This is a genomic window from Amycolatopsis aidingensis (assembly GCF_018885265.1).
Lineage (GTDB): Bacteria > Actinomycetota > Actinomycetes > Mycobacteriales > Pseudonocardiaceae > Amycolatopsis > Amycolatopsis aidingensis.
In genome coordinates, this window is sequence record NZ_CP076538.1 from 2671164 (window position 1) to 2693522 (window position 22359).

Annotated in this window: 15 protein-coding genes; 11 read left to right on the forward strand and 4 right to left on the reverse strand. The window is 70.4% G+C overall.

Features of this window, described 5'->3' with window-relative positions; genetic code table 11:
• Positions 1–32 precede the first annotated feature (32 nt).
• From KOI47_RS12560 to KOI47_RS12570, 3 genes are all read left to right on the forward strand, one after another.
• Positions 33–2576, forward strand: a complete 2544-nt coding sequence (locus tag KOI47_RS12560; protein WP_232376705.1) for a M14 family zinc carboxypeptidase — start codon at positions 33–35, stop codon at positions 2574–2576.
• A 365-nt stretch (positions 2577–2941) separates the two neighbouring features.
• Positions 2942–4132 (forward strand): DUF222 domain-containing protein, encoded by a 1191-nt coding sequence (locus KOI47_RS12565; protein WP_216216147.1) that lies wholly within the window; start codon positions 2942–2944, stop codon positions 4130–4132.
• 89 nt (positions 4133–4221) lie between these two features.
• Positions 4222–4896 carry a GOLPH3/VPS74 family protein gene (locus KOI47_RS12570; protein WP_216216148.1) on the forward strand — a complete coding sequence of 225 codons (675 nt, stop codon included), beginning with the start codon at positions 4222–4224 and terminating at the stop codon, positions 4894–4896.
• 3 nt (positions 4897–4899) lie between these two features.
• On the opposite strand, the gene KOI47_RS12575 is transcribed toward KOI47_RS12570, so the two are convergent.
• Positions 4900–7206, reverse strand: coding sequence for an FdhF/YdeP family oxidoreductase (locus KOI47_RS12575; RefSeq protein ID WP_216216149.1), 2307 nt, complete (start codon positions 7204–7206; stop codon positions 4900–4902).
• Between the two features lie 65 nt (positions 7207–7271).
• Between KOI47_RS12575 and KOI47_RS12580 the strand changes: the two genes are divergently transcribed.
• The gene (locus KOI47_RS12580; RefSeq protein ID WP_216216150.1) at positions 7272–9902 is read left to right on the forward strand and encodes a valine--tRNA ligase; all 2631 of its coding nucleotides are present in this window, start codon (positions 7272–7274) and stop codon (positions 9900–9902) included.
• An 8-nt stretch (positions 9903–9910) separates the two neighbouring features.
• Here the strand turns inward: KOI47_RS12580 and KOI47_RS12585 are convergent, their stop codons facing one another.
• Positions 9911–10816 (reverse strand): SGNH/GDSL hydrolase family protein, encoded by a 906-nt coding sequence (locus KOI47_RS12585; RefSeq protein ID WP_216216151.1) that lies wholly within the window; start codon positions 10814–10816, stop codon positions 9911–9913.
• Between the two features lie 72 nt (positions 10817–10888).
• The gene (locus KOI47_RS12590; RefSeq protein ID WP_216216152.1) at positions 10889–11503 is read right to left on the reverse strand and encodes a TetR/AcrR family transcriptional regulator; all 615 of its coding nucleotides are present in this window, start codon (positions 11501–11503) and stop codon (positions 10889–10891) included.
• Between the two features lie 100 nt (positions 11504–11603).
• Here KOI47_RS12590 and KOI47_RS12595 point away from each other — a divergent pair, with 100 nt between their 5' ends.
• A complete protein-coding gene (locus KOI47_RS12595; protein ID WP_216216153.1) occupies positions 11604–12791 on the forward strand; it encodes a cytochrome P450 in 1188 nt (395 codons plus the stop codon).
• On the opposite strand, the gene KOI47_RS12600 is transcribed toward KOI47_RS12595, so the two are convergent.
• Positions 12781–12957 (reverse strand): hypothetical protein, encoded by a 177-nt coding sequence (locus KOI47_RS12600; protein WP_216216154.1) that lies wholly within the window; start codon positions 12955–12957, stop codon positions 12781–12783. The two genes, KOI47_RS12595 and KOI47_RS12600, sit on opposite strands and share 11 nt — an antisense overlap.
• A gap of 72 nt (positions 12958–13029) precedes the next feature.
• Between KOI47_RS12600 and folC the strand changes: the two genes are divergently transcribed.
• From folC to KOI47_RS12630, 6 genes are all read left to right on the forward strand, one after another.
• Positions 13030–14529 carry a bifunctional tetrahydrofolate synthase/dihydrofolate synthase gene (gene folC / locus KOI47_RS12605; protein ID WP_216216155.1) on the forward strand — a complete coding sequence of 500 codons (1500 nt, stop codon included), beginning with the start codon at positions 13030–13032 and terminating at the stop codon, positions 14527–14529.
• A 35-nt stretch (positions 14530–14564) separates the two neighbouring features.
• Positions 14565–14921: a DUF4233 domain-containing protein gene (locus tag KOI47_RS12610; RefSeq protein WP_216217269.1), complete on the forward strand. Its 357-nt coding sequence runs from the start codon at positions 14565–14567 to the stop codon at positions 14919–14921.
• A 65-nt stretch (positions 14922–14986) separates the two neighbouring features.
• Entirely contained in the window at positions 14987–16552 is a 1566-nt protein-coding gene (locus KOI47_RS12615) for an alkaline phosphatase D family protein (protein WP_216216156.1), read from the forward strand.
• Positions 16553–16615: 63 nt separating this feature from the next.
• Positions 16616–17026, forward strand: coding sequence for a nucleoside-diphosphate kinase (gene ndk, locus KOI47_RS12620; protein WP_216216157.1), 411 nt, complete (start codon positions 16616–16618; stop codon positions 17024–17026).
• A 250-nt stretch (positions 17027–17276) separates the two neighbouring features.
• Positions 17277–18830, forward strand: a complete 1554-nt coding sequence (locus KOI47_RS12625) for an alpha/beta hydrolase (protein ID WP_216216158.1) — start codon at positions 17277–17279, stop codon at positions 18828–18830.
• Between the two features lie 110 nt (positions 18831–18940).
• Positions 18941–22339 (forward strand): phosphodiester glycosidase family protein, encoded by a 3399-nt coding sequence (locus KOI47_RS12630; RefSeq protein ID WP_216216159.1) that lies wholly within the window; start codon positions 18941–18943, stop codon positions 22337–22339.
• Positions 22340–22359: the final 20 nt, after the last annotated feature.

The following is a 22359-nucleotide window of genomic DNA, read 5'->3' on the forward strand; positions in this document are numbered from 1 at the left end:
GTCGGACTTCTGCCGGCTGAGGGAGGTCTGGGGTGTCCATCCGTCCGGTTCGCCACCTGCTGCTGTTCCTGGCATTGCTGCTGGTCCTGCCCGCGCTCGCGCTGCCGGTGCGAGCCGATGGCGATCAGTCCGCCGACCCCGCACGACGTGATCCTGGCAACGGGCCGGAACGCAACGCGGTCGCCGCCACCGGCCCCGGGCCGCGCGCGCTGGCCGCGGCGGCGGGGGAGAGCAGGCGCCACGGTGACTGGCGCGGCTATCCCCGGCAGACCGAGCTGCGAGTGTTCCCTGAGGATTCCACCGACAAGTCGATCAAGCTCGGGCTGACCCCGTACCACGCGATCGCGCCGAAGCTGAACGAGTTGCAGGCACGCAGCGAGCGGGTGTCGGCCGAGGTGATCGGGCAGTCCACCCTCGGCAGGGACATCTACCTGGTGACGGTGACCGCGCCCGAGCGGCCGTTCGAGACCCGGCTGCAGCGGTACTGGCGTGAGCTCATCGAGGACCACCCACGGCTCGCCGCGCGCAGCCCATGGCTGCGGCAGGCCTACAAGGCGCCGGTCTGGATCAACGGGAACATCCACGGGGACGAGTGGGAGGGCACCGACGGTGCGCTGCGCGTGATCGAGGACCTGGCCACCGCACCGGATCCCGGGACAAGGCGGCTGCTGCAGCGGGCCCGGATCTACTTCACCGTCACCAACAACCCGGACGGCCGGGTGGCCGGAACCAGGACGAACGCGGCCGGGTTCGACCTCAACCGGGACCACATCACCGGGACCCAGCCGGAGTCCAGGGCCGTCCGGGACGTGGCGATCCGCACCCAGCCGCTGGTGATGCTGGACGAGCACGGCTACACCGGTACCACCCTGATCGAACCGGGCACCCCGCCGCACGGCCAGAACTACGAGTACGACCTGTACATCAAGCATGCCTATGCCAACGCGCTCGGCATGGAGAAGGCGATCGGCGAGCTCGGCCATCCGGAGACGGCGCGGGCGGACATCCCGTTCCGCGACTACGCCCCCGGCGACTGGGACGACTGGCCGCCGATCTTCACCCCGATGTACGCGATCTACCAGGGCGCTGTCGGGCATACCGTGGAGATTCCGTTGCGGGTGAACCGGAGTGCCTACGAGGAACTGCCGGTGGCGGAGCTGCGGCGCCGGTCGGGTATCAACACCGACGTGGCCGCGGCGACCATCCGGGCCGGGATCGAGTACGCCGAGACCAACCGCCGCGAGCTGATCGCCGACCAGATCGAGCAGTTCCGCCGCGGATGGGCTGGTGAGCCGCAGCCGGAGATCCCGGACGGTTTCGTGCCGGGCTTCGGGCCGGAGGACCGGTACTCGGTGGAGTTCCCGCGCACCTATGTCATCCCGGTGGGCCGCGGGCAACGCTCCGCCCCGGCGGCTGCCCGGCTGGTGGACCACCTGGTGGCCAACGATGTCAGGGTCGAGCGTGCGCAACGGGACTTCCGGTTGGCAGGCAAGCGTTATCCGGCAGGTTCGTACCTTGTGGACATGCACCAGCCCAAGCGCGGGCTCGCCAACGTGATGCTCGGTGCCGGCAAGGACATCTCCGCGGACGTGCCGAGGATGTACGACATCTCCGGCTGGAGCCACCGGCTGCTGTGGGGCGCGTCGGTGGACGTGTCGCGGCACGAGGCGCCGCACGTGTGGACGAAACCGGTGACGGCCGCGGCCGCGACCGGCGGGATCGACGCGCACCCTGGCCAGGACCTCATGCTGAAGATGACCGATGGCGCTGACGTACGGGCGCTGAACTCCTTGCTGGGGAAGGGAATCGAGGCGTATCACGGTGCCGAGGACACGGTGATCGTCCCGGCGGCGGCCCGGGCCGCCGCGCATGAGGTCGCCGAGGAGTTCGGGGTCCGTTTCCGGGGAGCATCCGCTGGGGAGCGGGGCCCGTTGCTGCGCAAGCCGGTGCTCGCCGCCGCGGTGGCGGCCGACGAGCTCGCGGTGCTGCGTGAGCTGGGTTTCCAGGTACATCCGGTGTCCACCCAGGCTTTGAACGAGGGTTTCGACCTGGACGGGGTGGACACGCTGTTCGTCTCGGCCGGCTTGGATCACAGCCGGTTGAACGAGCAGGGTAAGGCCGAAGTGGACGGTTTCCTCGCCGCGGGCGGTGGCGTGGTGGCCAGGGGAAGTACCGGGGTGGCTTTCAACGAGGCCGCCGGTCTGCTCGGGGTGCGGGCGGTCGCCGGAAACGGCAGCGCCAACGGGGTCGTCGCCATGGCCGATTCCACCGGCCCGGTCGGCTCCGGCTCACCGGAACACTCCTTTGTATATTCCCCGTACTGGTTCACCGATCTCGATGCCGGGGTGCGTGCCGAACAACGGTATGCGGAGGGGAACCCGCTGGTCGCCGGGCACTGGCGCGGCACGGACGAGGGTCGTGGTCCGCGGCAGGCGGCCGGATCGGCGGCGGTGGTTTCCGGAACCGCCGACAATGGCGCGCGCACCGTGCTGTTCGGTACCGAGCCGCTGTTCCGTGGTCACCCCAAGGGTTTGTACGCCCAGGCGGCCAGGGCCATATTCTGGGTCACCCCCTAACCCCGGCGTGTTTGCTCTCCACGCGCGTGTGTTTGCCGTTCCCGCGCACGCTTTGGCTGTCCGCGCGCATGCTTTGGCCGTTCCCGCGCATCGTGTTGGCCGCTCACGATGGCGAGTTTGCTGTTCGCGTGGGTGGTGGGGGTGGTTGTGGTTGGGTTTCAGGCACGCCTCCGGCGCGCCGTGGGGCACTGGCGCTGCACGCATCACCACTAGCAGGGCTGGTTGCTAGCGCCAGCACCCCACGGAACGGGCACCTCGGGCCCGGCCTGGCATGCATTCTGTGTCGAACACGCATTCGAGTGAATACCGGCGGGTACACATTCACACGGGGAATTCTTGTCGGTCCCGTCGATACAATTGTGGGTATGGACAGACACAGTTCTGATCCGCACACGGATCCCGCAGAAGACGCACTCACCACACTCGACGCTTTGGAGGCCAACGAACGCGCCATCGCCCGGCTGGAGGCGCGGCGGGTGCTGCTGGTGGCCGACCTCGCCCACGACGGGGACGAGCGGATGTCGCTGGTGACCGAGATCGCCGGGCGCCTCTACTGGACCCGGCACCGGGTGGAGGAAGCCCTGGCACTGGGGCAGCACCTCACCCGGTTGCCGAACACCCTCGCCGCGTTCCGGGAGGGCCGGATTGATCAGGAGAAGGTGAAAGCGGTGGTGGAACCCACCGCGGTCCTCACCGACCACCAGGCCCGCGAGGTGGATGAGCGGATGGGCGACAAACTGGAGCGTAAAGACCGCACCAGCCTGCGGCGGTCGGTGCGCTACCAGGTGCTGGCCGTGGACCCGGACGGGGTGGCGCGGCGCACCCGGGCCCGGCGGGCACAACGATCCCTGGAACTGGTGCACCAAGACGATGGGGTGTCCAGCCTCATGGCCGACCTCCCGACGGAGGTGGCCACGGCGATCTACGCACGCTGCGACCGGGCCGCCCGACGGATGCGGAAAGAAGGCGACAGCCGCACGTTGGAACAACTGCGGGCGGACGTGTTCGCCGACCTCACCCTGCGGGAACAGGGTGAGATCCGGGCGCCGCGGACGGAGGTGTACCTGTACTTCGCCGCCAGCTCCCTGCTGGGGCTGGATGAGCAGCCGGGGTACGTGGCCGGGCATGGGCATATCCCGGCGGCGTTGGCGCGGGAGCTGGCTACGCATCCGGACAGTGTGTGGCGGCGGTTGTTGACCGACCCGGCCACGGGGCATCCGACCGATCTGGGGCGTACGCGGTATCGGCCGCCGGCGGCGCTGGATGAGTTCGTGCGGGTGCGGGACCGGGAGTGTCAGGGGATCGGGTGCCACCGGCCCTCGCAGCAGTGCCAGAACGACCACACCACCGACTGGGCCAAGGGCGGCACCACCCGGGAGGAGGAGCTGGTCGGGTACTGCGAGCGCGACCACCATCTGAAGGACCTGCCGGGGTGGAAGTACGAGGTGATCGACGGGGTGCCGACCATCACCACACCCCACGGGGACATCCACCAAAGCCCACGCGAACCCCTCCACGAACCCCTCACCCCAGACAACGACAAACCACCCTTCTGAGGAAGCTGAGCCGCGCCTCGGGAATCCCTCGATCGGCTGACTGGCCGTTTTGGGTACGCGAAGGGGGTTCGGCTATTACCCTCCCAGACATGTTGATCGCGGAGGACCTGTTGCTCCTGGTGTTCGAAGACGACACCGGTGAGCCCGCACGCGGGGTGACCAACCTCGAGCATCTGCTGGCCGGTGCGCTGCTGATCGAGCTGGCGATGCAGGACAGGGTCGCCGTTGCGGGCGAAGGAGAACAGGCGCAGGAGGGAAGACTGATCCTGCGGGACAGCACACCGACCGGGCAGCCCGTGTTGGACGACGCGCTGGACAAGCTCGGCCAAGCCGAGGGGCGGAAGCCACAGCAGGCCATCAGCGTGCTCGCCAGTGACCAGCTGTCCACCCGGTTACTCACCGGGCTGGCCGACCGGGACATCCTCCGCCGCGAGCGGGGCCGGATCCTGGGGATCTTTCCGACCACGCGTTGGCCGGCCGAGGACTCCGCACACGAGGACGAGATCCGGGCCGGTCTGCGGCGGGTGCTGGTCGACGGCGAGGATCCTGGCGAGCGGGAGGTCGCGCTCATCTCCCTGCTCAGTGCCACGAAGTCGGCGAGCAGGGCAGTGCAGACGGAGGACCCGAAACTGGTTGACGACCGGGCCAAGAAAATCGCCGAGGGCAACTGGGTGTCCGACGCCATGGGCAAGGTCGTGGAGGAGATCACCGCGGCGGTCATGGTGGCACTGTTCGTCCCCACCATCTTCGCCGCGACGACCTGACCTTCAGCTGGTCGGCTCCAGCCGTACCACGATCGACTTCGACACCGGCGTGTTCGAGGTCTTGGCCACCGAGTCCAGCGCCACCAGCGCGTTGGCCTCGGGGAAGTAGGCGGCGGCGCAGCCCCGGGCGCACGGGTAGGCCACCGCCCGGAACCGGGGCGCGCGCCGCTCCCGGTCGCTCCACTCGGAAACCAGGTCGACCAGCTCGCCGTCGGCGAAGCCGAGTTCGGCCAGATCCTGCGGGTGCACGAACACCACCCGCCTGCCGTCCTCCACCCCGCGGTAGCGGTCTGAGAGCCCGTAGATCGTGGTGTTGTACTGGTCGTGGCTGCGCAGGGTCTGCAGCAACAGCCTGCCGGTGCCTACCTTGGGGAACTCCAGCTCGTTGGCCGTGAACTCGGCCTTGCCGGTGCGGGTTCCGGTGAACTCCCGCGAGTCGCGGGGCGCGTGCGGCAGCACGAACCCGTCCGGCTCACGCACCCGGGCGTTGTAGCCTGCGCAGCCCGGCACGACCCGGCCGATCCGTTCCCGGATCAGGTCGTAGTCACCCTCGAACTCCTGCCAGGGCACCGGATGATCCGCGCCGAACAGAGCCTTTGCCAACCGGCAGATGATCGCGACCTCGGACAGCAGCTTGTCATCGGCTGGGTGAAGGCGGCCGCGGGAAGCATGCACCACCGACATCGAGTCCTCCACCGTCACGAACTGCTCCCCGCCGGCCTGGGTGTCGCGCTCGGTCCGGCCGAGCGTCGGCAGGATCAGGGCGGTCCGGCCGGGCACCACATGCGAGCGGTTCAACTTCGTCGACACGTGCACCGTCAGCTCGCACGAACGCAGCGCGCGCTCGGTCAGTTCCGAATCCGGGGTCGCGGCCGCGAAATTGCCGCCGACCGCGAAGAAAACCTTTCCGCGGCCGTCCCGCATGGCCCGGATGGCGTCCACCGTGTCCCAGCCGTGCGCACGGGGGACCGGGATATCGAACTCCCGCTCCAGCGCGCCGAGGAAACTCTCCGGCATCTTCTCCCAGACACCCATGGTGCGGTCGCCCTGCACGTTGGAGTGCCCGCGCACCGGGCACAGTCCCGCGCCCGGCTTGCCGATCATGCCGCGTAGCAACGCCACGTTGACGATTTCGGTGATCGTGGCCACCGCGTGCTTGTGCTGGGTCAGGCCCATCGCCCAGCAGTAGATCGTGCGCTGCGAGTCGGCCAGCATGCGCGCGATCCGGACGATCTGCTCCCGGTCCAGCCCGGTGGCCTCGTCCACCTCCGCCCAGTCCAGCCCGCCGACCCGCTCGGCGTACTCCTCGAACCCGTGCGTGGAGCCCTCGACGAAGGCACGGTCCAGCACCGTGCCGGGCGCGGCCCGCTCCCAGGCCAGCAGCAAGTGCCCGAGCGCCTGGAAGAACGCCAGGTCGCCGCCCAGCTTGATCTGCGCGAACTCATCGGCAAGCGGCGTCCCCTTACCAGCGACCCCGCGCACGTTCTGCGGGTTCTTGAACCGCATCAGGCCCGCCTCGGGCAGCGGGTTCACCGCCACGATCCGCGCGCCCGCGGCCTTGGCCTCCTCCAGCGCGGAGAGCATCCGCGGGTGGTTGGTGCCCGGGTTCTGCCCGACGACCACGATCAGGTCCGCCTGGTGGAAGTCGGCGAGGCTCACCGACCCCTTGCCGATGCCGGTGGTGGCGGCGAGCGCGGCACCGGAGGACTCGTGGCACATGTTCGAGCAGTCCGGCAGGTTGTTCGTGCCGAAGGACCGCACCAGCAACTGGTACAGGAACGCGGCTTCGTTGCTGGTCCGCCCTGAGGTGTAGAAGATCGCCTCGTTCGGGTCGTCCAGGCCACGCAGGGTGCTCGCGGTGAGCGCGAAAGCCTCGTCCCAGGAGATCGGCTCGTAGTGCGTCGCCCCCTCGCGCAGCACCATCGGCTCGGTCAGCCGCCCCTGCTGGCCCAGCCAGTAGTCGGTGCGCTCGGCCAGCTCCGCCACCGGGTGCCGGGCGAAGAACTCGGCACCGACCCGGCGCCGGGTGGCCTCCTCGGCGACAGCCTTGGCGCCGTTCTCGCAGAACTCGGCGAGCTTGCGCCGCTGGCCATCGGCCTCGCGCGGTTCCGGCCAGGCGCAGCCGGGGCAGTCGAAGCCATCCCGCTGGTTGAGCAGCCGCAGCGTGCGGACCGTGCGGCCGGCCCCCATCTGTTCCAGTCCGCGGGCCAGCGAGACCGTCACCCCGGTGATCCCGGCCGCCCAGTCCTTCGGGGTACTCGTCTCGACCTGGTTCTCGTCGACGTCCCGACGTGGTGCCTTACGTGTCACGAACTCATGGTGCTCCTCCGGGGGCGCGCTCCGCACGCCAGGGCCGCTTCGTAGACTGGCTAGCTGTGACGGAGAACGCGCCCCAGCACACCGACCTGCCCACTGCCTGGAACCCGGCCGACGAAGAGGCCGCCATCTACCAGCGCTGGGTAGACGCCGGTTACTTCACGGCGGACGCGAACTCGGACAAGCCGCCGTTCACCATCGTGCTGCCCCCGCCGAACGTCACCGGCAGCCTGCACATGGGGCACGCGCTGAACCATACCCTGATGGACGCGATGACCAGGCGGCGCCGGATGCAGGGCTACGAGGTGCTCTGGCTGCCCGGGATGGACCACGCGGGCATCGCCACCCAGAACGTGGTGGAACGCGAACTCGCCGGTGAGGGTGTCTCCCGGCACGATCTCGGCCGGGAGCGGTTCGTCGAGCGCGTCTGGGAGTGGAAGGCCGAGTACGGCGGCAAGATCCTGGACCAGATGCGCAGGCTCGGCGACGGGGTGGACTGGACCCGCGAGCGCTTCACCATGGACACCAACCTGTCCCGCTCGGTGCAGACAGTCTTCAAGAAGCTGTACGACGACGGCCTGATCTACCAGGCCGAGCGCATCATCAACTGGTGCCCGCGCTGCCACACGGCGCTGTCCGACATCGAGGTGGAGCACTCCGAGGACGAGGGTGAGCTGGTCTCCATTCGCTACGGCGAGGGAGATGACGCCATCGTGGTCGCCACCACCAGGGCCGAGACCATGCTCGGCGACACCGGCGTCGCGGTGCACCCGGAGGACGAGCGTTACGCGCACCTGGTGGGCACCGAGGTCGAGCTGCCGCTGACCGGGCGGAGGATCCCGGTGGTGGCCGACGAGCACGTGGACCCCGAGTTCGGCACCGGTGCGGTCAAGGTGACCCCGGCGCATGACCCGAACGACTTCGAGATCGGCCAGCGCAGGGACCTGCCGCCGCTGACGATCATGGACGAGCGCGGGGTGATCACCGCCCCCGGCCCGTTCGAGGGGCTGGACCGGTTCGAGGCAAGGCCCGCGGTGGTCGCGGCGCTGCGCGAGCAGGGCCGGATCGTCACGGAGAAGCGCCCGTACCTGCACGCGGTCGGGCACTGCTCCCGCTGCGACACGGTGGTCGAGCCGCGGCTGTCCCTGCAGTGGTGGGTCAGGGTGGAGCCGCTGGCCCGCGCGGCCGGGGACGCCGTGCGCGACGGCCGGACCCAGATCCACCCGCCGGAGCTGGCCAAGCGCTACTTCGAGTGGGTCGACAACATGCACGACTGGACCATTTCCCGCCAGCTGTGGTGGGGGCACCGGATTCCGGTCTGGTACGGCCCGGACGGTGAGACCGTCTGCCTCGGCCCGGACGAGGAACCGCCCACCGGGGAAGGCTGGCACCAGGATCCGGACGTGCTGGACACCTGGTTCTCCTCCGGGCTGTGGCCGTTCTCCACGCTGGGGTGGCCGGACGCCACCGCGGACCTGGCGAAGTTCTATCCGACCAGCGTGCTGTCCACCGGCTACGACATCCTGTTCTTCTGGGTCGCCAGGATGATGATGTTCGGCCTGTACGCCCTGGACGGGATCCAGCCGTTCGAACATGTCTACCTGCACGGCCTGATCCGGGACGCCGACGGCAAGAAGATGTCCAAGTCCCGGGGCAACGTGATCGACCCGCTGGACTGGATGAACGACTACGGCGCCGACGCCACCCGGTTCACCCTGGCGCGCGGCGCCAACCCCGGCGCCGATATGGCGCTGGCCGAGGAGTGGGCGGCCGGTGCCCGCAACTTCTGCACCAAGCTGTGGAACGCCACCAGGTTCGCGTTGCTGAACGGGGCGAACGTGGCAGGCCCACTGCCGGAGCCGGGTGCGCTGACCGAGGCTGACCGCTGGATCCTCGGCAGGTTGGACGCCGTGGTGTCCGAGGTGGACACGCTGCTGGAGCAGTTCCAGTTCGCCAAGGCGACCAACGCGCTGTACCACTTCACCTGGGACGAGCTCTGCGACTGGTACCTGGAGCTGGCCAAGGTGCAGCTCGCTGGCGAGCATGCCGGGAGCACCCGGCTGGTGCTCGGCCACGCGCTGGACACGGTGCTGCGCCTGCTGCACCCGATCGTGCCGTTCATCACCGAGAAGCTGTGGACCGCGCTCACCGGCGGCGAGTCGGTGGCGATCGCACCATGGCCGGGGGAGAAGGAGGGCTTCGCCCGCTTCACCGACCAGGACGCCTCCGCGCGGATCACCGACCTGCAGAAGCTGGTCACCGAGATCCGGCGGTTCCGGGCCGATCAGGGGCTGAAGCCGGGCCAGCGGGTGTCGGCGCGACTGTCCGGCGCCGGGTTCGCCGCGCTGGGCGGGCACGAGGACGCGATCAGGTCGCTGGTGCGGTTGACCGAACCAGGGGAGTCCTTCACCGCGAGCGCGTCGCTGGAGGTCGCGCTGTCCGGCGGCCTGGTCGGGGTGGAGCTGGACCTCTCCGGCGCCGTTGACGTGACGGCCGAGCGCAAGCGGCTGCGCAAGGACCTGGCCGCGGCGGAGAAAGAGCTCAAGCAGACCGAGGGCAAGCTCGGTAACCAGTCCTTCTTGGACAAGGCGCCCGCCGAGGTGGTGGACAAGATCCGCGTGCGCAGGGATACCGCCGCCGCCGATATCGACCGGATCAACGCGCGACTGGCCGCGCTGCCCGCGGGCTGAGCCGGCGGCTACCGCAGGTGGGCGTAGGTCACCTCGGCCACGCCCCGCATGCCGGTGAAGTACGGGTGGTACTCGGCCGCGGCCAGCAGCTTGCGGTGCTGGCCGTTCACCCAGGCCGTGCCGCGTGGCTGGCAGGCGTCATGCCCCAGCGAGGGGCCGAAGGTGTCCACATAGGTCGTGGCGCCGTCCGCCGCGGCCGCCTTCTCCAGCGCGCCGTTCAGCGCCTTCTCCACCTCGTTCAGCCAGGCGTAGTCGCCTTCCGCGAAGGGAAGCACCTTCGGGCAGTAGCCGACTTCCGGGGCGATCCGGGGGTAGCCGATCAGCAGCACCCGCGCCCGCGGTGCGCGTTCGTGGATTCCGCGCAGCACCTCGGTGACGTTGTCCTGGGTGTCGGCGATCCGCGCCAGGATGGTGTCCACCCCGTCCTCGGTGAAGTGTTCCCGGCAGGGCGCGCCGGTCGGATCGCCGGACCGCAGCTGTGGGCAGGTGTCGACCAGGCTGCCGAACACCCCGTAGTCATTCCCGCCGATCCCGATGGTGACCAGGTCGGTGTGCGGTCGCAGCGCGTTGAACTGCGGCGGGTTGGGTCCCAGGAACACATCCTGCGGGCTGGTCATATCGCCGGTGTCCGCACCACCGCAGCTGACGTCGGTGTAGCTGTGCACCCGTAGCCGGTGCGCCAGCAGCGCGGGGTAGTTGCTGGTCGAGCGGACGCAGCCGACCGGGTCCAGCCGGGGCAGCGGGATCAGTGGCCCGGAGGTGTAGGAGTCGCCGAGGGCGACGTAGTGCCGGAACGTCGCCGTGGTGCCGCCGGTCGCGGCGGCGGTCAGGGTGCTGGCGGTCAGCACGACCGCGGTGAGCAGCGCGACCGTGATCGCGCTCGCGGTGGTGGACAGGCTCCGGCGAGTACGCATGGGATCCCCTTTGATCGGCCTGCCTACGTTCCTAGCCGACGTGCCGCCGCGCGCGCTGCGCCCGATCGGGGGTCAGTTCGCCCGGATCCCGGCCAGAGCCACCTCGACCGCCCGCCGGCTGGCGAGGATCGCCTGTTCGAGTGACTCGTTCCGGGCCAGGCTCGCGGTCAGCGCCGCATGCATCGCGCCCACCAGTGCGCCGATCGTGGCCGCCGCGGTGATCGGGTCGTACCGATCCGGGTAGGCGGCGCGGAGCGCGTCGGCGAGCCGTTGCTGCGCGTCCACCAGCAACTGCAGCGACCGCGCCCGCAACTCGGGTACCGCCATGATCAGCCGGGCCTGCTCGAGGCTCACCTCGAAGCTGGGCTCACCACCGGTCGAGGTGAGCGTGGTCAGCAACTCCTCCACGATCCTGGCCAGCAGGTCGGCGGGCCGCTCCCGCCCACCCCGGGCCACGATCCGCTCCCGCAGCACCTCGATGCGTTCCCTGCGGTGGCCGAAGATGAGCTCTTCCTTGCCTGGGAAGTAGTTGAACAGGGTCTTCGTGGACACACCCGCCTCGGCGGCGATCTCGGCCACGGTGGTCCGCTCGTAGCCCTTCTCCTGGAACAGCCGCGTCGCGGCCTCGAACAAGGCCTCCCGCGTCCGCTGCTTCTTGCGCTCGCGCAGCCCTGCCGTCTCCACCATCGGCGTATCTTACAACGGCGGAAATATTACATGTCTTGTAAAAATACACCTGATGGTGTTTGGTGGTGACTGTCACACGAGTCCGTCGAAGGGGAGAGACATGACCCGGACCTACCCCCAGCACCGCACCAACCCGTTCGACCCACCGCCGGAGTTCGCCGACGTGCGGGCCGATGAGCCGCTGAGCAGGCTCACCTACCCGGACGGACACCTCGGGTGGATGGTGACCACGCACGCCTTGGCCAAGGCGGTGCTGGCCGAACCCCGGTTCAGCTCGCGGCTGGATGTGCGGCGCTCGGTGGTGCGCAGGCCGAAGGTGGCGGACATCGCAGTCGGCGGCCCAGCCAGGCCGGGCTTCTTCATCGGGATGGACCCGCCGGAGCACACCCGCTACCGCAAGCTGCTCACCGGGCAGTTCACCGTGCGCAGGATGAACCAGCTGGTGCCGCGGATCGAGCAGATCGTGCGCGAGCACCTGGACGCCATGGCGCACGCGGGCCCGCCTGCCGAGCTGGTGCACGACTTCGCGTTGCCGGTGCCATCCCTGGTCATCTGCGAGCTGCTCGGCGTGCCGTATGCCGACCGGGAGGAGTTCCAGCGGGACAGCGCGATCATGCTCCGCCTGGACGCCACCGACGAGGAGGCTTCGGCCGCCGTGCGCTCGCTGCTGACCTACCTGGGCGAGCTGGTGCGCCGCAAGCAGGCCGAACCCGGCGAGGACCTGTTGAGCGGGTTGATCGCCGGTGGCGAGCTCACCGAGGACGAGCTGGCCACCATCGCCTTCCTGCTGCTGGTCGCCGGGCACGAGACCACGGCGAACATGCTGGCCCTTGGCACTTTCGTGCTGTTGCAGCGCCCCGGGCAGGCGGCTGCGCTGCGCGCGGGCAGTGTGCCGGTGGAGGGGGTGGTGGAGGAACTGCTGCGCTACCTCACCATCATCCACCAGGGCCTGGTGCGTACCGCGGTCGAGGACGTCGAACTGGCGGGGCAGCTGATCCGCGCGGGGGAGTCGGTCGCGGTCGCCCTGCCCGCGGCGAACCGGGACCCGGATCGGTTCGAGGATCCGGACAGCCTGGACCTGGCCCGGGACGCCGGTGGCCATCTCGGCTTCGGGCACGGGGTGCACCAGTGTCTCGGCCAGCAACTCGCCCGGATCGAGATGCGGCTGGCCTATGCCGAGCTGTTCCGCCGGTTCCCCGGGCTGCGGCTGGCGGTGGCGCCGGAGGAGGTGCCGTTGCGTACCGATATGGGCATCTACGGGGTGCACCGGTTGCCGGTCAGCTGGTGACCGGCTTGCGGTAGGCCAGCAGATAACGCCAGAACAGCGGGATGCGGACGGTGCTGCCCCGCGCGCCACCAGGTTCGCCGGGGCCGCGGCCAGCTTGACCACCTCTGCCGCGGGCAGCCCTGCGCAGCAACAGCGGGTGGTGGTGATCATTGTGACTGAACGGCACGCACTCCAAGCTGCCAGAACACGCGCACGTAGACTCACCCCGTCCACGAGAAGGCACGAGTTGGGAGTGTGTGTGCCGTCAGGTGAGTCGTCCGACGACCAGGAGTTCCCTCCGGAACTCTCCGCCGGTGCCAACTTCGTCGCCGGGCCCTTGCCGGACGATCCCGAGGAGGAGCGCGAGGAACCGGTCGTCGACGAGGCGGCCAGGGCCGAGCAGGCCCGCTACGAGCTGGCCGTGGTCGAGAACGAGCTGAACGAGCGCTGGCCGGAGACCAGGATCGAGCCCTCGCTCACCCGGATCACCGCCCTGCTCGACCTGCTGGGTGACCCGCAGCGGGGCTATCCGGTGCTGCAGGTGTCCGGCACCAACGGCAAGAGCTCCATCGCCAGGATGATCGAGGCGTTGCTGACCAGGATGGGGCTGCGGGTCGGCCGCTACACCAGCCCGCACCTGCAACTGGTCACGGAACGGATCAGCATCGACGGCGAGCCGATCTCCCCGGAAACCTATGTGGACACCTACCGCGATGTCGCCCCGTTCGTGTCCATGGTGGACAACGCGGCCGGGCCGGGCGAGCCCGCGATGAGCAAGTTCGAGGTGCTCACCGGGATGGCCTTCGCCGCCTTCGCCGACGCCCCGGTGGAGGCGGCCGTGCTGGAGGTCGGTCTCGGCGGAACCTGGGACGCGACCAATGCCGCCGATGCGCAGGTCGCCGTCGTCGCGCCGATCGGCGTGGACCATGTCGAGTACCTCGGCAGCGAGCTGGGCGGGATCGCGCGGGAGAAGGCGGGGATCATCAAGCCGGGCAGCATCGCCCTGCTCGCCGAGCAGGAGCCCGAGGCGGAGCGGGTGCTGCTGGAGCGGGCCGTGGACGTGGACGCGACCGTGGCCAGGGCTGGCAGCGAGTTCGCCGTGTTGTCCCGCGAGATCGCCGTCGGCGGGCAACTGCTGCGACTGCAGGGCCTCGGCGGGGTCTACGACGAGATCTTCCTTCCGCTGCACGGGGCGCACCAGGCCGCCAATGCCTCGCTCGCGCTCGCCGCGGTCGAGGCCTTCTTCGGCGCGGGCAAGGAACGCCAGCTGGTGGTGGACGCGGTACGCGAGGCCTTCGCCGAAGTGGTCACCCCCGGCAGGCTGGAACGGGTGCGGGCGGCACCCACGGTGCTGCTGGACGCCGCGCACAACCCGCACGGCGCCCGGGCGCTGGCCACCACGGTGGCCGAGGAGTTCGCCTTCCGCAGGCTCGCCGCCGTGGTCGGCGTGCTGGAGGGCAAGGACGCCCGCGGCATCCTGGAGGCGATCGAACCGGTCGTCTCGGAGATCGTGGTTACCCGTCCCGAGTCACCCCGCGCCATGCCGGTTGCCGAGCTGGCCGAGCTGGCGGTGGCGGTGTTCGGGGACGAGCGGGTGGTCGCCGAGCCGTCCCTGGACGCCGCGGTGGAGACCGCGGTCGGACTGGTGGAGCAGCCGGACGACCCGGAGGAGCCGCTGGCGGGCGGTGGTGTCCTGATCACCGGATCGGTGGTGACGGCGGGCCAGGCCCGCACCCTGTTCGGCAAGGAGCCGCGGTGAGCGAGCAGCAGGAACCGGCGCAACCCCGGGACCCGATGAAGTCCTTCCGCGGGGTCATGGCGGGTTCGCTGGTGATCGAGGCGATCGTGGTCGGGCTGGCGCTGCCGGTGGTGGGCACCCTCGGCGACGGGATCGCCAGCGGGCAGGCGTGGACGGTCGGGGCCATCGCCCTCGCGCTCATCCTGTGCTGCGGCTTCCTGCGTCACCCCTGGGTGACCTGGGTGGTGCTCGCACTGCAGGTCGCGCTGATCGCCTTCGTGGTCTGGCTGCCCGCGGTGACCGTCATCGGGGTGCTGTTCCTGGGGATCTGGCTGTGGTTGTTCTGGCTGCGCCGCGATGTGGCCCGCCGGATGGCCGATGGCAGGCTGCCGAGCCAGCAGCAGGAGCAGTAGCACGTTCACCACCTGGACAGCCGCCGTTGTCCGGGTGGCTCCCGGCGCGGGATAGAAGAGCGGGCATGACCGAATTGACGAGTTCCCACCCGCTCGGCCGCCGCTCCCTGCTGCGGGCCGGCCTGCTCGGTGCGGGCGCGCTCGCCGCGGGTGCCGCCACCGCCCCGGCCGTGTCCGCCGCACCCGCGCTGATCCGGCGCGGCCGCCCGGTGCTGACCCACGGCGTGCAGTCCGGTGACGTCAGCGCCCACTCGGCGATCATCTGGACCCGGGCGGACCGCCCGGCGCGGATGCTGGTCGAGGTCTCCCGTGACCCGTCCTTCCGGCACGCCCGCAGGCTGTGCGGCCCGCTGCTCACGCAGGAGACCGGGGGCACCGGCAAGCTGCGGGTGCCGTTCCTGCCGCCTGGCACCGACCTGCACTACCGCGTCACCGCCGAGGACCTGGACGGGCGAGCAACGAGCGAGCCGCTCACCGGGCGGCTGCGCACCGCGCCGCTGGGCCGCGCCGGGGTGCGGCTGCTGTGGTCCGGTGACGTCGCGGGCCAGGGCTGGGGGATCAACCCCGAGGCCGGCGGGATGTCGATCTACGCGGCGATGGCCGAGCGCGACCCCGACCTGTTCCTGCACAACGGGGACAGCGTGTACGCCGACGGGCCGCTGAGCGAGACCGTGTCACTGCCGGACGGCCGGATCTGGCGCAACCTGATGACCCCGGAGAAGTCCAAGGTCGCCGAGACGCTCGAGGAGTACCGCGGCCAGTTCGCCTACAACCTGCTGGACGAGAACGTGCGCGCCTTCGCGGCCGCGGTGCCCAGCCAGGTCCAGTGGGACGACCACGAGGTGGTGAACAACTGGTGCCCCGGTGAGATCCTGGACCTGCCGCAGTACACCGAGAAACGGGTCGACGTGCTGGCGCGCAGGGCTTTCCGTGCGTTCCACGAATGGCAGCCGATCGACGCCCGCGCCGCGGTGGACGGCCGCGTCTACCGCAGCTTCCGGCACGGGGCGCACGCCGAGGTGTTCGTACTGGACATGCGCAGCTACCGCGACGCGAACACGATGGACCACACCGAACGCGGCCGGATCCTTGGCAGGCGGCAGGCCGCCTGGCTGGTACGCGAGCTGGCGCGCAGCACGGCGACCTGGAAGATCGTGCAGTCGGATATGCCGATCGGCCTGATCGTGCCGGACGGCGAGGACATCGAGGGCGTTGCCGACGGGCGGCCCGGCGCTCCCGGCGGAAGGGAACACGAGCTCGCCTGGGTGCTGCGGCAGCTGGCGCGGCGGCGCGTGCGCAATGTGGTCTGGGTGACCGCGGACGTGCACTATACGGCCGCGCACTACTACTCACCGGACCGGGCCGCGGTCGGCGACTTCGACCCCTTCTGGGAGTTCGTGAGCGGCCCGCTGAACGCGGGCGCCTTCGGTCCGAACACGCTGGACCCGACCTTCGGCCCGGAGGCCGTGTTCGTGCACGCGCCGCCGCGGCCGAACACCTCGCCGCTGGAGGGATACCAGCATTTCGGCGAGCTGGACATCGACGGCAGGAGCGGGAATCTCACCGTCCACCTGCGCGACGGCACGGGTGCCGCACTGTGGTCGAGGACCCTGCGTCCACGGTGGCGATGACCGACTCGCTAGGCTGCGCGGCAATAGCACAGTTTTCATGTCTACTCGAGGAGAAACACCGTCGTGAGTGAGCGCACGCTGGTCCTGGTCAAGCCCGACGGCGTCGAGCGGGGGCTGATCGGTGAGGTCATCAGCCGGATCGAGCGCAAGGGCCTCACCATCGCCGCGCTGGAGCTGCGCGAGGTCGAGCGCTCGGTCGCCGAGGAGCACTATGCCGAGCACAAGGAGAAGCCGTTCTTCGGCGAGCTGCTCGAGTTCATCACCTCGGGGCCGGTGGTCGCCATGATCGTTGAGGGGCCGCGTGCCATCACCGGGTTCCGCCAGCTCGCGGGCGGCACCGACCCGGTGGAGAAGGCGACCCCCGGCACCCTGCGCGGGGACTTCGCGCTGGAGACCCAGTTCAACCTGGTGCACGGCTCCGACTCGCCCGAGTCCGCCGAGCGCGAGCTCAAGCTCTGGTTCCCCAACCGCTGAGCCTGATGTTGTGAGTGTCCCGCCCACCCGTCTCCCACCACCACCCAACCGGAGACGCTGACGCGTCACTGTGTTCATTGCGAAATTCGCAGGGAACGGGCCACTCACAGCGGGACAGCCGCACCTGGCACGGGTGTGCCGGATGCCGATATGGTCGCCATCACGATCGGCATCCGGTTACCTGAAAGGGGTTGCGAAGGTGGGGTTTTCACCGGCTCGTAGTCGGCGTCTCCTCGGGGCGTTCGGCTCGATGCTGCTCGCGGCGGGCCTGCTCACCACGGGGCAGGCCACCGCGGCAGCGGAACCACAGGTACTGAGTACCAACGGGGCGCCCGTGCCGGAGCTGGCCTGGGGTTCCTGCGGGGAGGACTACCCCGCCGCCTACGAATGCGCGGAGGCCGAGGTCCCGCTGTCCTACCGGCGGCCGCACGGGCAGAGCATCACCCTGGCCGTCGGCAGGCTGCCAGCCAAGGACCAGGCAAACAAGATCGGCACCATCCTGTACAACCCGGGCGGCCCCGGTGGCCCGGGACGGATTCCGCCGAAACTGACCGAACGCCTGCACGAACGCTTCGACATCGTCGGCTTCGACCCGCGTGGCATCGGCTCGAGCACACCGCTGCGCTGCTTCGCCGACCCGGACGACGGCCAGCTGCTCGGGGGCCCGTTCCCGGTCACCCCGGCAGAGGTGCGCCAGCTGGTCCGGGACACCAGGAAGGCGAGCGAGCTCTGCGCGCGCAACGCGGGCCCGCTGCTGCACCATATGTCCACCGCCAACGTCGCGCGGGACATGGATCTGCTCCGCCAGGCCTTCGGCGAGGAGCGGATCTCCTACTACGGAATCTCCTACGGCACCCATGTCGGCGCGGTGTACGCGAACCTGTTCCCGGAGCGGGTGCGGGCACTGGCCATCGATGCCGTGCTCGATCCGGTGGAGTGGACCACCGGCTACCACCCGAGGGAACGTTTCCAGCCGTTCTCCTACCGGCTCGGCAGCCACAACGGGTCGCAGCGCGCGTTGAACTCCTTCCTGGACGCCTGCGCCGAGGACGAGCGTTGCGCCTTCCGGGAGCCGGGCGCGGACCTGCTGGCGAAGTACAACCGGATCCTCGACCACCTGGAGCGCGAGCCGATCACGATCAGCACGCCGGACGGGTCCAGCAGCGAGATCACCTACCAGGACGCGGTCGGCAGCGTGCAGGGCGCGCTCTACAGCGCACTGGCCGCCCCGGCGCTGGCGGACTTCCTGCAGGCGCTGCACCAGGCGATCGAACCGGACACCCGGTTGAGCAGCACCCCGGTCGCCGAGATCCCGCAGCCGGTTCCGGGACCGGGCTACCAGGCCCGCTACACCGGTCCGGAGCAGGGCATCGCGGTGATGTGCTCGGACACCAGCAACCCAGGGAATCCGTACCTGTGGTCCCGGTACGCGCGTAAGGCCGACCGCGAGGCACGCGGGTTCGGTTCGGCGTGGACCTGGCTCTCGGTGCCGTGCGCCACCTGGCCGGGCTACGACCGTGACCACTACGCGGGCCCGTGGGACCGGGAGACCGCGAACCCGGTGCTGGTCATCGGCAACAGCCAGGGTGACCCGGCCACGCCGTACGAGGACGCGGTGCGGACCTCGAAGCTGCTCGGTGACGCCCGGCTGCTCACCCTGGACTCCTTCGGGCACGGTGCGCGTGGTTACAGCGCCTGCATCGACTCCGGGCTGGACAGCTACTTCATCGACGGCAAGCTGCCGCCCGAGGGCACGGTGTGCCAGCCCGACCGCGAGCCCTTCGACCCGGTGGCTATGCCCTGACGCCCTGTTCCGGCGGGTGAAGATTCCCCCGCCGTTCACCCGCAAGTCTTCCCCCGTGGACCCGGACCGGGTTCAATGGTCTAGACATTGACGCGCTACTGGGGAAGCTTGTGAAGAATTCACGTCCTGCCGCCATCGGGGCCGTCGCGCTGGTCCTGCTGCTGCCGGCCGCGCCGGTCGCCGCCGATCCGCTCGCGGCCCCGCTCGGGCCGCCGCCCGCCGAGTCCGCGCCCGCGGCCTCCTCCGCGGGCGAGGGGCCTGCGACCTACCTGCCCGCGGGCCCCTCGGTGCGGTCGGCAGCGGACCAGGGCCTGGTCACCAGCAGTTCGACCACGCCGGTGGCACCCGGGCTGCGGCTCACCGAGTTCGACCGGTTCGACCCGAACGGCTGGATCCGCGGCGACACTCTGGCCGTCGACCTCGGTTCCGGTTCACTGCGGCCGAACTATCTGAGCCCCGGCACGGTGTCCACCCGGACCCCGTTGTCGGAGCAGGTGGCCAGTACCGGCGCGGTGGCCGGGGTGAATGGCGACTTCTTCGACATCAGCGCCACCGGGGCGCCGCTCGGGGTCGGCATCGAGGACGGCGAGCTGCACACGGCGCCCGCCTCCGGGCACAACCTCACCGCCGCCGTCACCGAGCAGGGCAAGGCGCGGCTGGCCGAGGTGTTCCTGCGGGCCTCGCTCACCCTGCCGGGCGGCGAGCGGGTCACCGTGACCAACCTGAACGGCGCGAAGGTCGCCGGGGACGGCATCGGGCTGTACACCCCGTTGTGGGGCAAGGCATCCCGGCACACCGCGGTCGCGGGCGCGCAGCGGGTACTCGAGGTGGAACTGCGCGACGGCGTGGTGGCGCGGATGCGGGACGAGCCGGTCGAGGGCCCGGTTCCAGCGGGCAGTATGTTGCTGCTGGCGAGGGGTTCCGGGGTGGACGCCCTGGCCGGGCTGCGCCCCGGCGACCGGGTCGGGGTGCGATACGCCCCGCGCAGTGACGCGGGGGATATCGCGGTGGCCGTCGGCGGGAACCGGGTGCTGGTCGCCGACGGCGAGATCCAGCCGGTGGACAACGTGGCGGCGCACCCGCGCACCGCGGTCGGCTTCTCCGCGGACGGCGACCGGATGTGGCTGGTGACCATCGACGGGAGGCAGGCCGACAGCCGCGGCATGACCGAGCTGGAACTGGCCCGGCATCTGAAGTCCCTCGGCGCGCACGACGCGATCAACCTGGACGGCGGCGGTTCCTCCACCCTGCTGGCCAGGCAACAGGGCGAGCAGACGGCCGAGGTGCGCAACTCGCCATCGGACGGGCAGCAGCGCCCGGTGCCCAACGGGTTCGGCATCGGCACCGAACCGGGCAGTGGCAAGCTGACCGGCTTCGCCCCTGGCCCCGCGCAGGAGACCGAGGACGCCGGAAGGGTGCTGTCCGGGTTGACCCGCGAGCTCGTCGCCCGCGGGCACGACGAGACCGGCGCCCCGGTGCCGGCGCGGCCGTTCTGGTTCACCACGAACCCGTTGCGGGGCACCGTGAACGGTTCGGAGTTCACCGCGCGGCGGGACTGGTTCGATCCCGCGCGGCACGCCGAGGTGGACGTGTACGCGGCCGGCAGGGGCGCGGTGGACCACACCACGCTCACCGTGCTCGGCAGCCCGGTGCGGCTGGGCAGCAGCACCGAGCAGGTGGCACTGTCCGGCTCCGGCGCGAGCGGCCGGTTCCAGGTCTACGGCTACGACGCCGACGGATACGGTACCTGGATCGAGCCCGAGGACGTGCGGCTCGACTACGACCCCGATGTGGTGCGGGTGGAACCGGACGGCGACGGGTTCCTGGTCACCGCCGTGGCCGAGTCCGGCGCCACCGCGATCACCGCGAGCGCCGCGGGCCTGACCACCAACCTGGCCGCCTCGGTCGGCAGCGAGAACCAGGTTCTGTCCCCATTGGACAATTCGACGGAGTGGCACGCCAGCGTTTACCCGAGTGTTGTCGGGGCTGCACTGTCCGATGCGGACGGACGGGAAGGCGGTAGCGGTCTGGCCATGGACTACCGGCTCACCGGGGCCAACGCCACCCGCGCCGCCTATGTCAACGCCAGGGAACCGCTGTCCCTGCCGTCGGGCACCAAGAAGATCGGCCTCTGGGTCAACGGCGACGGCAACGGCGCCTGGCTGCGCGCCGAACTGCGGGACAACTCCGGCGTGCGGTCCATTGTGGACCTCACGCGCAAGGTCGACTGGACCGGCTGGCGCTACGTGCAGGGCACCGTCCCCGCCGGACTGCCGGACGGGCAGCGGCTGGTCAGGTTCTACGCGGTGGAGACCGCTGCCGAGCGGCAGTACCATGGCAGGCTGGTGTTCGACGACCTCACCGTCGGGGTCGCGCCCTCCGTGCGGGTGCCTGCCGACCCGCCCGAACGCGACGTCTCGCTGGTGACCGACGGGGTGGCCGGTACCCAGGGTCTGCGGGTGGCGGTGGTCAGCGACGCCCAGTTCACCGCCGACAACCCGGACGGCCCGCTGGTGGCACAGGCCCGGCGGTCGCTGCGGGAGGCGGTGGCGGCCCGGCCGGACGTGGTGCTGATCAACGGTGACTTCGTCGACCGCGGCACCGCGCCGGACTTCGACCTGGCCCGCTCGTTGATCGACCAGGAACTGGCGGGCAAGGTGCCGTGGTACTACCTGCCGGGCAACCACGAGGCCGACGGCGGGCACGGGCTGCGCGAGTTCACCGCGGAGTTCGGCGCCACCCACCGCGTGGTTGACCTCGAAGGCATCCGGATGGTGCTGCTGGACACCTCGCGCGGCAGCCTGCGCGCCGGCGGGTTCGACCAGGTGCGGATGCTGCGTTCGGCGCTGGAGCAGGCCCGTGCGGACGACGCCGTGCGCGGGGTGCTGGTGGCCATGCACCACCCGGTCGAGGACCCCAGTCCGACCGGCAACTCGCAGCTGGCCGACCGCAAGGAGGCCGGGCTGGTGACCGAGTGGCTGACCGAGTTCGAGCGGCGGTCAGGGAAACCGGCCGGGGTGGTGACCGCGCATGCCGGCGTGTTCGACCTGTCCAGGGTCGACGGGGTGCCGTACCTGGTGAACGGCAACGCGGGCAAGGCACCCTCGGCCGCCCCCGGTGATGGCGGGTTCACCGGCTGGAGCATGTTGCGGGTCGACCCCCGTGCCCGGCAGCAGGTCCGGATCGAGACCAGGGCGCACGTGGACGAGCTGGTCCTGGACGGCCCGGCCAGGCTGTCCCCGCGGGAGAGCGCGCGGGTGACCGCGAGCGTGCGGCAGGGGCAGCGCAGCGTTCCGGTCGGCTACCCGGTCAGCGCGGACTGGGCGGGCGAGTCCCGCACGCATATCGCGGAACCGGCGCCGTGGGGCGGCACCACCAGGCCCGCACCCTGGGACGTGGCCTCCTTCGACCCCGCCACCGGCACGTTGACCGCGTTGCGCGCGGGGACCGCCCGGCTGCGGGTCACGGTGAACGGGCAGAGCGAGCTGCTGACCGTGCGGATCGGCTAACGGCTGCGGGCCGGCCACCG

Bases quoted from the DNA above. Each gene is read 5' to 3' on its own strand.
- KOI47_RS12565 (WP_216216147.1), top strand. From the start codon at position 2,942: ATGGACAGACACAGTTCTGATCCGCACACGGATCCCGCAGAAGACGCA.
- KOI47_RS12570 (WP_216216148.1), top strand. From the start codon at position 4,222: ATGTTGATCGCGGAGGACCTGTTGCTCCTGGTGTTCGAAGACGACACC.
- KOI47_RS12585 (WP_216216151.1), bottom strand. From the start codon at position 10,816: ATGCGTACTCGCCGGAGCCTGTCCACCACCGCGAGCGCGATCACGGTC.
- KOI47_RS12590 (WP_216216152.1), bottom strand. From the start codon at position 11,503: ATGGTGGAGACGGCAGGGCTGCGCGAGCGCAAGAAGCAGCGGACGCGG.
- KOI47_RS12595 (WP_216216153.1), top strand. From the start codon at position 11,604: ATGACCCGGACCTACCCCCAGCACCGCACCAACCCGTTCGACCCACCG.
- KOI47_RS12610 (WP_216217269.1), top strand. From the start codon at position 14,565: ATGAAGTCCTTCCGCGGGGTCATGGCGGGTTCGCTGGTGATCGAGGCG.
- KOI47_RS12615 (WP_216216156.1), top strand. From the start codon at position 14,987: ATGACCGAATTGACGAGTTCCCACCCGCTCGGCCGCCGCTCCCTGCTG.
- KOI47_RS12625 (WP_216216158.1), top strand. From the start codon at position 17,277: ATGCTGCTCGCGGCGGGCCTGCTCACCACGGGGCAGGCCACCGCGGCA.